At 46.5% G+C, this 15,631-nt stretch carries 17 protein-coding genes; 6 read left to right on the top strand and 11 right to left on the bottom strand.

All coding sequences use genetic code 11. From position 1 onward, the window contains the following. Positions 1-83: 83 nt before the first annotated feature. The 5 genes from KOD92_RS25490 (at position 84) to KOD92_RS25510 (ending at position 6,961) form a co-directional block, all read left to right on the top strand. Positions 84-509, top strand: a complete 426-nt coding sequence (locus KOD92_RS25490; protein WP_215236440.1) for a DoxX family protein — start codon at positions 84-86, stop codon at positions 507-509. Further along, complete coding sequence (locus tag KOD92_RS25495; protein ID WP_215236441.1) at positions 509-1,282, top strand: sulfite exporter TauE/SafE family protein; 774 nt, start codon at positions 509-511, stop codon at positions 1,280-1,282. The genes KOD92_RS25490 and KOD92_RS25495 overlap by 1 nt, the downstream gene beginning before the upstream one ends. A gap of 15 nt (positions 1,283-1,297) precedes the next feature. Further along, positions 1,298-2,695, top strand: a complete 1,398-nt coding sequence (locus KOD92_RS25500) for a TolC family protein (RefSeq protein ID WP_215236442.1) — start codon at positions 1,298-1,300, stop codon at positions 2,693-2,695. Continuing rightward, positions 2,692-5,829, top strand: a complete 3,138-nt coding sequence (locus KOD92_RS25505; RefSeq protein WP_215236443.1) for an efflux RND transporter permease subunit — start codon at positions 2,692-2,694, stop codon at positions 5,827-5,829. Before KOD92_RS25500 ends, KOD92_RS25505 begins: the two co-directional genes overlap by 4 nt. A gap of 64 nt (positions 5,830-5,893) precedes the next feature. Then, positions 5,894-6,961 carry an efflux RND transporter periplasmic adaptor subunit gene (locus tag KOD92_RS25510; protein WP_215236444.1) on the top strand — a complete coding sequence of 356 codons (1,068 nt, stop codon included), beginning with the start codon at positions 5,894-5,896 and terminating at the stop codon, positions 6,959-6,961. Positions 6,962-7,316: 355 nt separating this feature from the next. Here KOD92_RS25510 and KOD92_RS25515 read toward each other — a convergent pair whose 3' ends face one another. The 9 genes from KOD92_RS25515 to KOD92_RS25555 are packed head-to-tail and all read right to left on the bottom strand — an operon-like array spanning position 7,317 to position 13,842. Next, positions 7,317-8,450 (bottom strand): MFS transporter, encoded by a 1,134-nt coding sequence (locus KOD92_RS25515; RefSeq protein WP_215236445.1) that lies wholly within the window; start codon positions 8,448-8,450, stop codon positions 7,317-7,319. A 14-nt stretch (positions 8,451-8,464) separates the two neighbouring features. Further along, a complete protein-coding gene (locus KOD92_RS25520) occupies positions 8,465-8,794 on the bottom strand; it encodes a hypothetical protein (RefSeq protein ID WP_215236446.1) in 330 nt (109 codons plus the stop codon). 11 nt (positions 8,795-8,805) lie between these two features. After that, complete coding sequence (locus KOD92_RS25525) at positions 8,806-9,555, bottom strand: metallophosphoesterase family protein (protein ID WP_215236447.1); 750 nt, start codon at positions 9,553-9,555, stop codon at positions 8,806-8,808. Further along, positions 9,552-10,328, bottom strand: coding sequence for a metallophosphoesterase family protein (locus KOD92_RS25530; RefSeq protein WP_215236448.1), 777 nt, complete (start codon positions 10,326-10,328; stop codon positions 9,552-9,554). Before KOD92_RS25530 ends, KOD92_RS25525 begins: the two co-directional genes overlap by 4 nt. Then, complete coding sequence (locus KOD92_RS25535; protein ID WP_215236449.1) at positions 10,325-11,392, bottom strand: ArsO family NAD(P)H-dependent flavin-containing monooxygenase; 1,068 nt, start codon at positions 11,390-11,392, stop codon at positions 10,325-10,327. Before KOD92_RS25535 ends, KOD92_RS25530 begins: the two co-directional genes overlap by 4 nt. Positions 11,393-11,398: 6 nt before the next feature. Further along, a complete protein-coding gene (gene arsB / locus KOD92_RS25540) occupies positions 11,399-12,433 on the bottom strand; it encodes an ACR3 family arsenite efflux transporter (RefSeq protein ID WP_215236450.1) in 1,035 nt (344 codons plus the stop codon). Next, on the bottom strand, positions 12,430-12,882 hold the full coding sequence (gene arsN2, locus KOD92_RS25545) for an arsenic resistance N-acetyltransferase ArsN2 (RefSeq protein ID WP_229254860.1): 453 nt from the start codon (positions 12,880-12,882) through the stop codon (positions 12,430-12,432). The genes arsB and arsN2 overlap by 4 nt, the downstream gene beginning before the upstream one ends. A 13-nt stretch (positions 12,883-12,895) precedes the next feature. Continuing rightward, positions 12,896-13,453, bottom strand: coding sequence for a DUF6428 family protein (locus tag KOD92_RS25550; protein ID WP_229254861.1), 558 nt, complete (start codon positions 13,451-13,453; stop codon positions 12,896-12,898). Between the two features lie 56 nt (positions 13,454-13,509). Continuing rightward, entirely contained in the window at positions 13,510-13,842 is a 333-nt protein-coding gene (locus KOD92_RS25555; protein WP_138485325.1) for an ArsR/SmtB family transcription factor, read from the bottom strand. A 118-nt stretch (positions 13,843-13,960) separates the two neighbouring features. On the opposite strand from KOD92_RS25555, the gene KOD92_RS25560 reads away from it, so the two are divergent. After that, complete coding sequence (locus KOD92_RS25560; RefSeq protein WP_215236451.1) at positions 13,961-14,662, top strand: low molecular weight phosphatase family protein; 702 nt, start codon at positions 13,961-13,963, stop codon at positions 14,660-14,662. 66 nt (positions 14,663-14,728) lie between these two features. On the opposite strand, the gene KOD92_RS27785 is transcribed toward KOD92_RS25560, so the two are convergent. Both KOD92_RS27785 and KOD92_RS27570 read right to left on the bottom strand, forming a co-directional pair. After that, the gene (locus KOD92_RS27785; RefSeq protein ID WP_406566178.1) at positions 14,729-14,923 is read right to left on the bottom strand and encodes a DUF5672 family protein; all 195 of its coding nucleotides are present in this window, start codon (positions 14,921-14,923) and stop codon (positions 14,729-14,731) included. A 53-nt stretch (positions 14,924-14,976) separates the two neighbouring features. Further along, positions 14,977-15,546, bottom strand: coding sequence for a DUF5672 family protein (locus KOD92_RS27570; protein ID WP_215236452.1), 570 nt, complete (start codon positions 15,544-15,546; stop codon positions 14,977-14,979). Positions 15,547-15,631: the final 85 nt, after the last annotated feature.

A 15,631-nucleotide genomic window follows, 5' to 3' on the forward strand; every position in this document is an offset into this window, starting at 1 on the left:
CACCGCTATATTTTCTGATTGTGCGAAATTTGCTACCATCTAATGGTGTATCAGACTATTCTTTGGTCAAACTGGCAATTTCTATGTTTCAGAAAATAATACAAACCGATTTTTCCAAGACAACACTGATCATCCGCCTGATGGTTGGTGTGGTATTTCTTTCTGAGGGCATTCAAAAATTCCTGTTTGCCGACGCGCTCGGCAGCGGAAGGTTTGCAAAAATTGGGTTGCCAAATCCTGAATTTTTAGGGCCCTTTGTTGGAGGCTTTGAGATTGTTTGCGGGGCGCTGGTGCTGATGGGCTTTCTGACAAGACTGGCCTCTTTCCCACTGATGATTATCATGGTGGTAGCTATCGCAACTACCAAATCCGAAGTATTGGCCAATGACGGGTTCTGGGAAATGATGCATGGCAGCCGGACGGACTGGGCCATGCTGCTTGGGAGCATATTCCTGATCATCGAGGGCGGTGGTAAATGGTCGGTCGATAAAAACCTAACGGCCCGTTAATGGAAATACTTATCCTTTCCGTTGCAGCTTTTCTGGTTTCTATCCTTACCTTCTTTTCAGGTTTCGGGTTAGGAACCATCCTCACACCGGTATTCATGATTTTCTTTCCGGTGGATCTGGCCATAGCACTTACAGGCATTGTTCATTTTTTCAATAATGTTTTCAAACTCGTCCTGGTCGGCGGCAAAGCCGACAGACAGGTATTGATCCAATTCGGCATCCCGGCTGTAATTGCCGCTTTTGCGGGCGCTTATCTGTTGCTGCGGATCACCGACACACACCCACTCTTTTCTTACAACCTCGTAGGCAGGAACTTTGAGGTGTATCCGGTCAAACTGATCATTTCTATTCTGCTGATCACATTCGCCATCATAGATCTGCTGCCTTATTTCGGCCGGTTGCAGTTTGGTAAAGATAAGCTGGCACTTGGCGGCGTATTGAGCGGATTTTTCGGCGGATTATCCGGAAATCAGGGTGCGCTGAGAAGCGCATTTTTGATTAATGCCGGGCTCTCCAAAGAAGCATTTGTGGCCACCGCGGTAGTTGTATCGACTTTTGTGGATTTCACCAGGCTTTCTGTTTATGCGACCAGGTTTACCAAGGCGGGCTTACAAGAGAACATCACATTGGTGGTAGCTGCAACGCTGTCGGCCATTGCAGGAGCATATCTGGGAAACAGGTTACTTAAAAAAGTCACACTGAAATTCATCCAGACATTGGTTGCATCCATGCTGATTTTGATTTCCCTGGCACTCGGTGCGGGGCTGATATAAAACTAAATTCTTTCCATGAAACCAGTTATTAGAAGGAAGAAAACGAGGCATAACCAGACAAAGCTTTTTTTGCTTCATGGTTTGTTGATGCTGTTGACGGTAAATGCCCTCGCCCAGCAGCCTGCTACTTTGACAGAACTATTACAGATGGCTGAAAGCAGCTATCCCCTGTTAAAATCAAAGAAACTGGACGCTCAGGCCGCCCAGAAGGCGGTTGACGTAAGTAAGTCCACATTTATCCCGTCAATGGATGCAGCCTATCAGCTCAATTATTCAACCTATAATAACATCACCGGAATGTCCTATCCCGGCCAGCTTCTTCCAATCAGCGGCCCGCCGTCCACTGATAATCAATACGGGGGCGTATTTGGCAGTGCTACAAGTCTGTTGCTTAACTGGCAGCCAATTACTTTCGGCCAGCGGAAATCACAGGTTGACTTTGCAAAATCAGGAGCTAAATATGCCAGTGCAGATGCGGCCAATGAAATATTTCAGCACAAAATTAAAGTAGTCAATGCCTATCTGGAACTACTGACCCTGGATGAGCTGGCAAAAGTCTATGACAACAACCTGAAAAGACTAGAATCGAATCTTTTAAATGTACAGTCGCTGGTAGAAAGCGGGATAAGGCCTGGCGTCGATTCCCCGCTGCTGAAAGCAGAAGTGTCCAGGGCAACGGTGGAACTTCTCAATCATAAAAATAAACAAGCACAGGCGCGGATCGGGTTATCCGAATTGCTGGTGGCCGATGTAAACAATAGCTTCTCAGATACACTGTTTTTTGACAAATTGCCTCAAACGGCCTATACCTCCGATTCGATTAAACACCCGCTGGCTGAGCTTTACCAGGCCAGTAATGAAATAAACCTTGCCAAAAAGAATGTACTCTCCAAAATGAGTATGCCTACTTTGGGCGTCTGGGGTACTACCTACGCAAGGGGTTCGGGCATTTCTTACGACGGCACTTTAAAATCAACGGATGGCCTGGGTTTTCAGCGCTTCAATTACGGGGTCGGATTTCAGCTCAGCGTACCGCTTCTTGCTTTTGCCCGCGCCAGGCCGCAGTTGCAGCAGCAGGATTTTGTGATCAGTGCCAGTCAGCAGAAAATGGAAGGCATTGCCCTGCAATTAAAAAAGCAGCAAGAATTAGCAGATACGACCCTGGTGAGCGCATTGGCAGTAACCCAGGAAAGCCCGCTTTATCTAGAATCAGCACAGTTCTCCTATAAAGCTGTCCAATCCCGCTACCAGTCGGGCCTGGCGAATTTATCCGATCTTTTTCAGGCCCAGTATGCTCTGGTAAAGGCGGAAACGGACTACAAACTGGCCTATATGGGTGTCTGGAAAGCACTTCTTTTTAAAGCAGCCGTTCAGGGTGATCTAAACCTATTTATCAATCAGGTTAAATTATGATACGACTAATAAAACTGGCCCTTCAAAACCCGATCGCAATCATCGTTGCTTTTATCGGCATCGTGTTTTTTTCCTGGCTGACGGTCCGGTCGATGAAAATTGATATTTTCCCCAAAATGGGTGTTCCGACTATTTACGTAGCCCAGCCTTATGGCGGACTGTCGCCAGAGCAGGTAGAAGGGTTTGTGACCTCCTATTACGAATACCATTTCCTGTATGTGACCGGGGTGAAGTTTGTGGAATCCAAATCAGTCCAGGGAGCCTCGCTGATCAAAATCCAGTTCAACGAAGGCACGGACATGAGTCAGGCGATGGGGGAAGTGGTTGGTTACGTCAACCGTTCGAGGGCTTTCATGCCACCGGGCACAGTCCCTCCCTTTATTACCCGCTTCGATGCGGGAAGCGTTCCGGTTGGCCAACTGGTGTTCCGCTCAGAAACCCGTTCGCTGGGCGAAATCCAGGATCTGGCCTTATTCAAAGTACGGCCCATGTTTTCCACGCTGCCGGGCGTTTCTGCGCCACCACCGTTTGGGGGCAACCAGAAAACAGTTATTATCAAGATCAATCCTGATAAATTAAGAAACTATAATTTTTCACCCGACGAGATCGTCCAGGCCCTGGCAAAGGCCAATAGTATTACCCCGGCAGGAAACATCCGGGTAGGCGACGAAACGCTGATCACCTCCCAAAATGCGGTGGTTGAAAACATTAAGGAACTGGAAAGCGTGCCCCTAAAAATTGGCAACGGCCCCTCGGTTTACATCCGCGATATTGCCAATGTGGAGCTGGGCGCGGATGTGACGACCGGATACGCGTTGATCAATGGCAAGCGTTCGGTCTATATCCCCGTTACCAAACGGGCTGATGCGTCCACCTGGGATGTGGTGCAAAGGGTGAAAGCCGCACTGCCGGATATGCGCGCCGCAGTTCCGGATGATATCCAGGTCAGTTATGAGTTTGACCAGTCGGGTTATGTAATCAATTCGATCAGAACACTTATCACGGAAGGTATTTTAGGCGCACTGCTCACTGGGCTGATGGTACTGCTGTTTCTGGGCGATGCCAGAGGTGCTTTTATTGTGGTAATCACCATCCCGCTTTCGCTGCTGTCGGCCTTGATTTGTCTGAACCTGTTTGGGCAAACGATCAATACCATGACCCTTGGAGGACTGGCACTGGCCATCGGTATCCTGGTCGATGAAACGACAGTAACCATTGAAAACATTCACCATCACCAGGAGCTGGGCAAACCCAAAAGACATGCTATCCTGGATGCCTGCCGTGAAATTGCATTGCCCAAGCTATTGATCCTGCTGTGTATCCTGGCGGTTTTTGTCCCGGCGTTTTTTATGACGGGCGTACCAGGCTCCATGTTTCTTCCTTTGTCGCTGGCCGTGGGGCTTGCCATGATCGCATCCTTTCTCTTATCGCAGACATTGGTCCCGGTTTTTGCCAACTGGATGATGAAAGAACGCGAAAGCGCCAAAGATGACCAGCCAAACCGCTTTGAAAGGTTCAAAAGATCATACTCATCCAGGATTGGCGGCTGGATCGCTTACAAGGCTTTCGTTGCACCTGCATTTGTTATTGTTTCCATCCTGCTGGTAGCATTCTGTTTTTTTACAATCGGAACAGAGGTTTTCCCAAAATCAGATATGGGGCAGGCCCAGGTTAGGCTAAGGCTGCCAACCGGAACCCGACTGGAAAGAACTGAGGAAGCCACTCAGAAGCTGCTTTCTCTGGCCAACAAAATTACCGACAACCAGGTGGAGATCAGCTCGGCCTTTGTAGGCACGCAGCCTTCAAGTTACCCTGTAAACCTGATCCATTTATGGACGAGTGGTCCGCATGAGGCGGTAATCAAGATCAATCTGAAAGAGGGATCGGGAATGGGTATTGAAGCTTTCAAGGAAGAACTTAGAAAGTCAGTTTCCGAAAATATAAAAGGCGCATCCATCTCCTTTGAACCTGGCAACCTGGCTGAGCAGGTCATTAACCTGGGCTCAAATAATCCGGTTGAAATTGCTGTACAGGGTAAAAATCTGGCACAGTCGGGTAAGATTGCCACTGATCTGGAAGCGAGATTGAAGAACGTCAATTTTTTCAGGGATGTGCAGATCGCCACGCCCCTGAATTATCCCGGCATGAGAATCAATATCGACAGGGTAAAAGCTGGTCAGCTTGGATTGACCGTTGACCAGATCAGTAAGTCAACCGTTGCCGCGACATCTTCAAGCCGTTTTACACAACCCAATTACTGGCTGGACAAAACCTCAGGGACTGCATATCAGGTTCAGGTGGAATATCCGCAGTATACGATGAACAGCCGGGATAAACTGGAAATGGTGCCGGTTTCAGGGAGCATTGATGCACCAGTGTATCTGCGTGATGTGGCTACGATCCAGAAAACCACTTCCCCGGGAGAATATGACCGCATCAACCAGCAGCGGTTCATTACTATCACAGCCAATATTTTCAACCAGGACCTGGGAACTTCAATCAAAGAGGTTAATAGTGCAATTGCATCGCTTGGCGAGCTACCGGCGGGCGTTAAAATCATGTTAAGAGGACAGGCCGACCTTTTAAGTCAGACGATGAGCGAGCTGCAATCCGGGCTATTAATAGCCATTGTAGTCATTTTCCTGATGCTGACCGTCAATTTTCAATCCTTCAAAATATCGCTCACCATTCTGTCCATCGTGCCGGCCGTTGTAGCGGGCAGCGCCCTTTTGCTGCTGATAACCGGGCAGACATTGAATATACAGTCCTATATGGGCACCATCATGGCCGTGGGTGTAGCAGTGGCCAATGCCATTTTGTATATCACCAATGCAGAGTTTAACAGGAAGGCTGATTTTGGTTCAAACTTTTCTGTATTGGCTGCCGGTAACCGGCTCCGGCCCATCCTGATGACAAGCCTGGCCATGATTGCGGGCATGATACCGATGTCACTCGGGCTTGGAGAGGGAGGCGAGCAGAGTGCGCCACTTGGCATAGCGGTGATCGGAGGGTTAATTTTCTCGACAATAAGCACCCTGCTTTTCTTGCCAATGATGTATGCCCTGATCAATGGAAACGACCCTTACAAAAACCCGTCTCTGGATCCTGAGCATGATGTTGAATCATCAAATTGACGGCTATAATTACAAAAAACACAACAGCAAACGCTGCATACATATGAGAACGATCCCGATAATAATGATTTTCACTCTTGGTGTGTTGCTGCTTCCGGCCTGCAAAAAAGAGGCTGAGAAAGAGCAGGAAGAAAAACCAAAACAAGATTCCACGGCTGTTTTTATCCTTAAAAAGGAAAGTTTTGACAAACAGGTTTCCTTTCCTGGTGAGTTGCTGCCGCTTGAAAGAGCAGAAGTGACGGCCAAGATTGCCGGGTATGTCAGAAGCATTAAGGTGGACATTGGCGACCGTGTCCAGAAGGGCCAGGTCCTGGTGACCATTGATGCGCCGGAAATGATTACCAACTATGCCCAGGTCAATGCGGACCTGCAATCGGCCAAATCAAAATTCCAGGGAAGCCAGGATGCCTACAAAAGGATTGTCCAGGCTGCCCGTGTGGAAGGAACGGTTTCTCAGGGTGAAATCGAGCGGTTTAAAACACAGATGCTCGCAGACAGTGCCGCTTATGTATCCGTAAAGTCGAAGTTGAACGCCGCAGGGCAGTTAAACGATTACCTGACGATACGCGCGCCCTATTCGGGCATTGTTATCCAGCGTAATGTTGATCCGGGAACGCTGGTCGGGTCCGGAAACGCCAAACCGATGCTGGTCATCGAAAATAACAGCACACTTCGGTTAAGGCTGCCCATACCAGAGGCTTACACTGCGGCAAATCCTGAAAACGCGCTAGTGAGCTTTTCAGTTGATGCATACCCAGGCAGGCTGTTTGAGGCAAAATTGTCGCGGAAATCAGGCGCGTTGGATCTGGCCAACCGCACCGAGACCTGGGAGTTTTTGTATCCCAACAAGTCAAATCAGCTCAAATCGGGTATGTTTGCCAATGCCAATATCAAGTTTACCAGGCCTGCACCGACGTTTTTTGTCCCGGCATCCGCAGTGGTCACCAATCTGGAAAGACGCTTTGTAATCAGGGTGAAAGATGGGAAGACCCAGTGGGTTGATGTTCGCAATGGGATTAGTGTTAACGACCGTACTGAAATATTTGGAGACATTATGGAAGGCGATACCCTGATCTCACGGGGAACTGACGAGATTAAAGAAGGTGCGGTTTTGACTATGAAAATCAAGTAGTGTAGCATTACATTTTGGTTTTTGACAGATACTTTCACCAGCAAGGTTCCAATCTTAGGTTTTTGGAAATGCAGCGCTGCTCTGTGCTGGTGGTTACTAACATTCTGGAGACGCGACTGGCTTGGACCCTAAGTGTGAGATTGAGGCTATTTGAAAGCTACACGGTCAATATTTTCAAGGACGGGTCATGTAAGGTTTCGCACAGTACAATTTAACGTGGCGATGAAGCACTAATCTGTAATATTTTGGCATCTTCTTTGCTAAAATCGCATGAATTACGACGTACGTTAGTTTTCGATTTAACCACCGATTAATTTGGCAGGTATCCGATATCGACAATATCTATAACGTAGCCTTAGACACGGAGTGACGTTGCCTTTCGGTAATACAGCCAGGTAAGAAATATCAGAACAAAAGTGAGAGCTGTAAAGATTAGGCTCAAATGATTATTTGCCAGCAGAAAGCCGCCCGCTAACGCACCAAACGCGGAACCAGCATCCCGAAAAGTTGCATTGTTTGATACTGCATGTGTTACATCAGCCACCCCCGCAGACGCTGCGCCAGCTGCCAGAGAAGCATTAACATTATAAAAGGTAAACACAAGGATCAATCCTGACATTACCCAGCCATTTGCTGCCAATATCAAACCCAGACAGATTAGAAGAATAGAACCTGAGTAGATGTTAGCAAGCCCGTACCGGTCAGCTGACCAACCTGCAAAAGGCGAAATTAAAAGGGAACATATCCTCCGGAAGCTAAGAAACCCGGCAGCGGCGGCAGTAATTTCAACCGGTGACCAATTAGGCTGCTCATCCATCAGCAGGGCCCCGATTAAAACCACGAGCATACCTTCCACTGCAAAAGCCCCTAAAAACGCTAACCGGTTAAAGACTGATGGAAATGCTATTTTGAAGCTAAATTGACGAGCTGGCGACCGGTCCCTTTCTTTAAGTTTGAGGGCAAAGTATATTCCCGGTGTCGAAAGCAGTGCAATCACCAAAAAAATTGAACTAGGACTCATTACATCGAAAAGCATTGGGCCGATTAATAGTGCCAGTAGCGGCCCAGATTCTACAATACTTTGGCTAACCCCTAAGGCCAAGCCTTTCTTTGGATAATCCATTGCATAGGTAATTGCCCCAACTCGAAGTATAGAATAGGATATGCCCCATAAGATCCTGAGCAGTATCAAAGTTACAATGCCAAAACGAGCACCATAGCCAGCTGTGGCTAATACGGAAATCGTTGCTGCAACGATAACCGGTATACGAAAACCCACAAGACTGAAAACGCGCAAAATAAGTGGGTTAAGCAGAATCCGTGTAAAGCGGTTGATTGATAGGATAATGCCTATCCAAATGATTGGAACGTGGATGCTGGGAGCATTTATTGGCAGAAACGAATATAGGAATGCATCACCCATTAAAGCGAATGTCAAACTGAAAGACGCATACATGGGCAATTCCATTTCGGCAATATGCTTTCTCATCCTTCCCAATCGGTTTATTTAGCCCTTACAAACCTTAATTTAACTGTATAGCTTGCGGCTGGATGATGATCAGGCAAAAATACCCTTTTGCCGGTCAGCTGGCGGATTAGATCGTTATTGAGCTCATCATCTCTGGTGAATACCTTCACTTTTCCTATGGCGCTACCTTCGTCGATAGAAAATTGTATCACAACTATTCCACCATTTGCCCCAAGAACAGCAGGATAATCAATAAGGGAAGATAATTGATTGCCTATTTCATGCGGCTTGTCCCAAACCGAAAAAGGAGAGCAAGTCGCCACAGTGGTAAAGATGACCGAAAACAAAAACATCAAACCTTTCATTTCGATAAAGGTTAATACGCTTTCCTTAGATTATCTGCAAATGCATCAGGAAGCAAGCTAAGCTCTACGGCCTTCGCGGCTTTTTCGACATCGTATTCAACCCTTAAAAATTCAACCTGAACAGCATCCTGGATTTTGATACCGGCTGTCTGATCAATCGTGATAAGTACATAACAAGCACGCGCGTCACCATCCTTGGGTTTACCAACGGAACCTGTATTAACCAGGTGATGAACACGGTCACTGCCATTTTCATCCGAGTGAATAATACGGTGATAAGGCTTGTGCGAGTGCCCAAAGCAAAGGATATCGGCTTTAAATTCCTTGCATAGTTCCAGCATGTACTGCTCTGGCAGCTCCTGCAATAGATATTCGTTAATGCTTCGCGGGCTACCATGCACAAGTAGCATGTGAAGCTGCTGATCATTGAGTTGAAACTCTAACCTGAGGTGCCTGGGCAGTGTTAGCAGGTAGTCCCTTTCCTTGTTTCCGACCAGCTTATAGGCATATTCGCTGTTTTCCGCTTTGCTGCAATCGCCTTCGGAAGGGAGTATTTTTGAAACTTTCAGGTCGTGGTTTCCTGCAATGGTCGCAATACCATGTTTTCGGATCAGACCGATTACTTGATTGGGCCACACATTGTAAGCAACCAGATCGCCCAGGCAGTAAACCGCATCAGGCTTTTGTATTTCGAGATCTTCCAACACTGCCTCGAAAGCAGGAAGGTTAGCATGGATATCAGATAGTAGTGCTATTTTCATTTTGCTAAACGTAGTGATTCAGCATATGCACCTGGAAGGATACTCTCTTCTACGGCTTTGGCTGCTTTTTCGACATCATAGTCAAAGCGTATAAACTCTACCGTAATGCTTTCCTTGCTTGATGTTGAAGCATCCGCATTAATATCAAGGATCACATAACCACCTCTTGGGTCTCCATCCTTCGGTTTACCCACCGATCCAATATTGATCGCGTGTCGGAAATGATCGGTGCCGTCGGCTTGTGCTGAATCGAGTATCCTGTGATAAGGTTTGTGAGTATGGCCGAAAAGCATTACATCTGCCCCGGCCTGCTCCATAATCCGCAGCATGCTTTTTTCATCCCGGTCTTCAAACAGATATTCATTGATCCGGCGCGGGCTGCCATGCACCAGAAGCACCGAAAGTGGTTTGTCATTCAGCTGGAAATCCAGACGAATGTGTGCAGGCAGCGTTCTTAGGTAAGACCGCTGCTCATCTTTGACAATCTCATTTGTAAAGTCAATCGATACTTTGCCATTTTCCTTTTCTTCGTCTGTCTTATATGCGCAGCCGCAGTCGTCGCTGCTTCTTCCGATCCCAAAGTCGTAATTGCCTGCAATGGTAGGGATTCCCCGTTTTCTAATCTGGTCTATAACTTCATTGGGCCAAATGTTATAACCGACCAGATCACCCAGACAATAAATAGCGTCAGTATCTCTGGTTTCAACATCTTTGAAAAATGCTTCCAACGCAGGAAGGTTGGCGTGAATATCAGAAAAAAGGGCAATTCTCATCGTTTCTGTATTTTTAAGTAATCAATAATTTCAGTAACTGTCTGACGTGCAGAGCGTCCCACCCCGATCAGGGTCGCTGATGCAAAGCCGGTAAAGCTTCCATAGCCCACCAGCCAAAGACCAGCAACGTCTGCGGATTTGGTACCCAGGCAATCCACTTTTCCTTTTTCGTTCAAAATACCAAGACCTTTTAGGTGACCGGTTGCAAATCCAAACCCGGTACACCATATGATTGCATCAAATGGTTGCCGGGTATCATCCTGCCAAACCACGCCTTGATCGTAAATTGCTTTGAAGGTTTCACGGGTTTTAAGTACGCCGCGAGAGCGGGCTTCTTTAACTGGCGGCACCATCACAATATTACCAATGTTATACTGCGAAGCGACGAACTCCTTTCCTTCCTTCATTGCATGGTATTTGGCAGACGCCACATCAAAAAGTACCCGGCCATCTACATCATCGGACAAGAATTCAGGCGTATTTTGTGTAGCCCAAACCGTCTTTGCAACCTTTGAAACTTCTGCCAGGATCTGCGCGCCAGAGTTTCCCCCGCCAATGATCAGCACTGTTTTGTTTTTAAAGGCATCCGCATTTTTATATTGAGCAGAATGCAGCTGCTGTCCTCGAAAAAGGTCCTTGCCTGGAACAGATGGTATAAACGGATTTTGAAAAGTGCCAGTCGCTGAAATCACAGACCTGCTCTGATAGTCGCCCTGATTGCTCGTTAATGTGAAGACATCCCCATCTTTTTTTACATCCGTTATTTTGACGCCATGCTTAACAGGAAAATCATATCGGATCTGATAATCAACTAGATAATCTAGCACCTGTTGTTTGGGCGGGAATTCATTTTCTGATTTAGGCATCATCCACCCTGGTAATGAACTGTACTCGGCCGGTGAAAATAAAGTAAGAGAATCCCAGGTATGCTGCCATGCGCCACCACTGTGCTGCTGGTCATCCAGAATAATGTATTTCAGACCGGCACGGCGAAGAAAATATCCGCATGCCAAAGCGCTCTGGCCACCCCCGATCACGACCAAATCATATAGTTCATCTTTCATACAGGCTCAGACAGAAAACTTCTTTTGTTGTTTCAGCGCAAAATTGACCATCAGGATCAATACCGGCACTTCGATCAGCGGGCCGATTACCGCAGCGAACGCAGCCCCGGAATCAATCCCGAATACGGCGATAGCGACCGCAATTCCCAGCTCAAAATTGTTACCTGCCGCAGTGAAGGCCAAAGAAGTCGATTTAGCGTAATCCGCGCCTGCTCGCTTAGACAGATAAAAAGCAGAGAAAAACATGATTGCAAAATAGATCGTCAGCGGAAGCGCAATGCGCAGTACGTCAAAGGGGATACTGACAATCAGCTGACCTTTCAAACTGAACATAACCACAATTGTGAAGAGCAAGGCAATCAAAGTGATTGGGCTGATGGCTGGAAGGAATTTGTTCTCATACCATTCTTTACTAAACAATCTGGTCAGTAGAACTCGTGAAATGATTCCGGCCAAAAATGGGATGCCCAAATAGATAAAAACGCTTTGGGCAACCTGGCCGATCGTAATATCAACCTCAAAACCTTTCAAGCCGAAAAGCGGCGGTAAGACCGTTACGAACACATAGGCATACACCGAATAAAATAAGACTTGAAAAATGCTATTAAATGCTACAAGTCCGGCGGCGTACAAGCGGTCACCATTAGCCAGGTCATTCCAGACGATGACCATGGCAATGCAGCGGGCAATGCCAATCATGATCAGGCCGGTCATGTACTCCGGCTTATCCGGTAAAAAGATCACGGCCAGGCCAAACATGAGCAGCGGGCCGATAATCCAATTTTGAAGCAGCGATAGCCCAAGGATCTTTGTATTGTTAAATACCTTTGGCAGTTCTGCATAACGCACTTTGGCCAAAGGTGGGTACATCATCAGCACCAGGCCAATAGCAAGTGGAACATTCGTTGACCCAGAATTAAACTGATTGATAAAGTCAGGCGTTCCGGGCAAAAAATAGCCGATTGACACACCGATCAGCATGGCCAGAAAGATCCACAGGGTTAGATAGCGGTCTAGAAAGGAAAGACGTGGGTTATTCATGCGGTTTGATACTTTATATTCCTTTTCATGACAACAGCTGATGAAGGGCAAAGGCCGCTAAACTGCCTGGTTCGCTGAATTGCTTCCGGAACCTGTTGACGATCCACAGCCGTGAAGCCGTACCGGTTGAAGTAATGGTCTGCTGTGGTTGTGATCAGATAAACTGCTTGCAAATTCTGCTCGTCAGCACTGGCCAGAAGCTGCTCGACCATCCGGCCGGCGATGCCTTGGCCTTGATGAGCAGGACTGACAGCGACTGATCGCAGCAAGCCAACTGACCCGAACTGTTCCAGACCGGCCACACCAACAAGTTCATCGCCCTCTTTGGCTAAAAGAAAAGTAGGCAGGCCCTCTGGCAAATCTTCGGTAAGAAGGTCAGCTTTGTTAAGCAAGCTGACCACCAAGTCTTTTTCTTCCGGCCTAGCATTTTCAATTTGTAGTGTCATCATGTTTATTGTTTGATTAGCAGCATCCAGAACCAGGCTGGCAGCTGCCTCCATCCGAGGTAACCAATTCCAGCTCTTGTTTAACAGGTGCAGGCGCGCAGCATGAGGCTTCGGCGGGCGACGTACCGCAGCTTTGGTTACGGGTGAGCGCCTTACATTGGGTAAAGTCCGGAACTAGGTTAACCGTGAATGCTTCCCCATCAGCAATAAACTCACCAGGATACATTTGGCGCGTATCGAACTTTGAATTACCAAATTCAATCTTAACAGTTGCATTGGGATTCAAAGGCAGCGTTTTTTCCACCAGGTTCACGATCTTTAGTGCCTTATCTACCTTCATGGAACGGTCTACTTCTTTCACCGAAGGCTCCCAGAGCTGCACAATTACTTCTGTCCAGCTGTTCATTTGCCCGCCGCAGTCCACAGATACAATCGGCGCTTGCTTGATTTCGGTGATGTGGTAAGAGCTATCGACAAACTTGCCTTCTTCGTATTGAAATTGGAGGTATAAATCTGGATTTTGTTCGAGAGTGTTTTTGAAATCACCCCATGTCATTGGATTCGATTGGCTCATGGTTTCTATTGGTTAAATGTATTATTACGATTAATTTTCTCAAAAAAATACCCTGCTTAGTTACAGCAGGATGTGGTAAGTGCAAAGGTATCCAGTAATGCCCCAAATGTTTCTTGTGCTTCTGACCAGACGATTGGATTAATGCAATAGCAAACCCGCGGCGGATTGATTTCACCGTGAATGATGCCGATCCTTTTCAGCTCTTTCAAGTGTTGAGAAACTGTGGCTTGGGCAAGTTCGAGCTCATCGACCAGGTCTCCACATACACAAGATTTTCTAGCGATTAGCAGTTGCAAAATCGCAACCCTGGCCGGGTGTGAGAATGCTTTGGCCAGATCCGCAATACGGTTTTGCTGCTCAGTAAATATTTCGGTTTTAGTAACTCCCATGATGCAAATATAACGGGCAATTTATTAATTGCAATATTACGATAGAAATTTTTTTGTCTGATAAAATGAATCGTATCTTTACGATCAATCTTTCAACTCTAACTGACTTTAATAAAACATGAATCTGATCAACTTGATAATTATGACCTTTATAACTACTGCTGCATTTGTGCCTACTAACAATCACAATGATAAGAAAGCTCTTAATCCAGAGCTATCCGCTTACATTGGCACTATCAAAGAAGACTTCTCAAAAATACCCCAGGACCGGGTGGAAGAGCTTGACAAGATTGCTGCATTTATTCAAAAGCAAGTTAAAGATGGGCAGCCTGTACAGCTCACCTACATCTGTACCCACAATTCCAGGCGCAGTCACTTCGGGCAAATCTGGGGAGCAACTGCTGCTGCTTACTACGACATCCCTAATGTAAAAACATACTCTGGCGGCACAGAGTCCAGCGCGTTCAATGAAAGAGCTGTCGCTGCTTGCAAGAGGGCCGGCTTTGATATCACAAAAACATCAGAAGGGAAAAACCCAGTCTATCAAGTAAGCTATGGAGCGGATAGCGAACCTTTGAAGGCATTCTCAAAGAAATATGATGACGCCAGCAATCCCCAAAGCAATTTCTGCGCAATTATGACCTGTTCCCAGGCTGATGAAGCTTGCCCAGTTGTTAAAGGTGCTGCCGCGCGGGTTGCTGTTCCTTATGATGACCCGAAAGCGTTTGATGGTACACCGCAGGAAACAGCAAAATATGACGAGCGTTGCAAACAAATTGCAACAGAGACACTGTATGTTTTTTCAAAAATCAAAGGTTGACTTTCATTGTTTCCGGTTCTTGCCAAGAAGCTAACTAATTTAATTGCCCGTACGGTACTATGCAAATCAAAGCGCCGAGTAACCTTTCCTTTTCAGAAATGGAAGCCAAAAATCAATATGGTTATCCCAATCATGACAGCCAAAAGGAAGCTGGCCATTGTTATTTTTAATGCCGCGTTCGGGAAAATTCTCAACTGAAAACTTGAATGCCTTTTTGTAGGATGGGATTTTGAGCCTATTAGTTCTCCGGTTGACTTCGATACTCTAAAAGACGTCCTCATTAAACTGATGTTCAGTTCTTTGATTGTATGCCGCTATTGTTTGGGTAAACTCACCGGCGATATCCAGGAATTTACTATCCCTTCGAGTGACAAACCTCCATTGCCCACCATGTTATCAAATTGCCTGTCGCTGGGCACACCGTCTTTCATTTTGTTTTGCCGAATGTGAAAGAATGTCGGGATCTTGATTGCTTTGATAAGATCAGTGGGCAAAGCCGGCCTTGGCCAGGGAGCGCCAATGTAATCATACCCGCTATTGCACCAGTACAATAATTCATCTTTAAAAACCAGGGCATCAAGCTGATGGATCAGTATGAACTCGTATTCCACAAGGCTTTGATAGAAGCTAGTGGATAGCATCAATTTGTTGTACCCCTGAATATCTTTGAAATAGGCCGGATCAAACCGTTTCACCTGATCAAACACTTCAACAGATGGGAAATCTGACATATCCAGATCATCGGGCGCAATGGCAATCAACTGATAGTTGGCCAGAATCTGTCTGCACTGGATCAGTGAAAAGTGCTCATTGTAACAAAGTTGGTTTTTGTAGACCGGAATTACAATTACTACTTGTGTATTATTGATTGGCCTATTTTGCATACCTGTTTATTTAACATGATATCCGGCATGATGTGCGGATTTAAATAGGAAGAGAAGGCGCAGGTTTTTGCGCTTGAAGAGTCGC

Source organism: Dyadobacter linearis, from assembly GCF_907165045.1.
GTDB lineage: Bacteria > Bacteroidota > Bacteroidia > Cytophagales > Spirosomataceae > Dyadobacter > Dyadobacter linearis.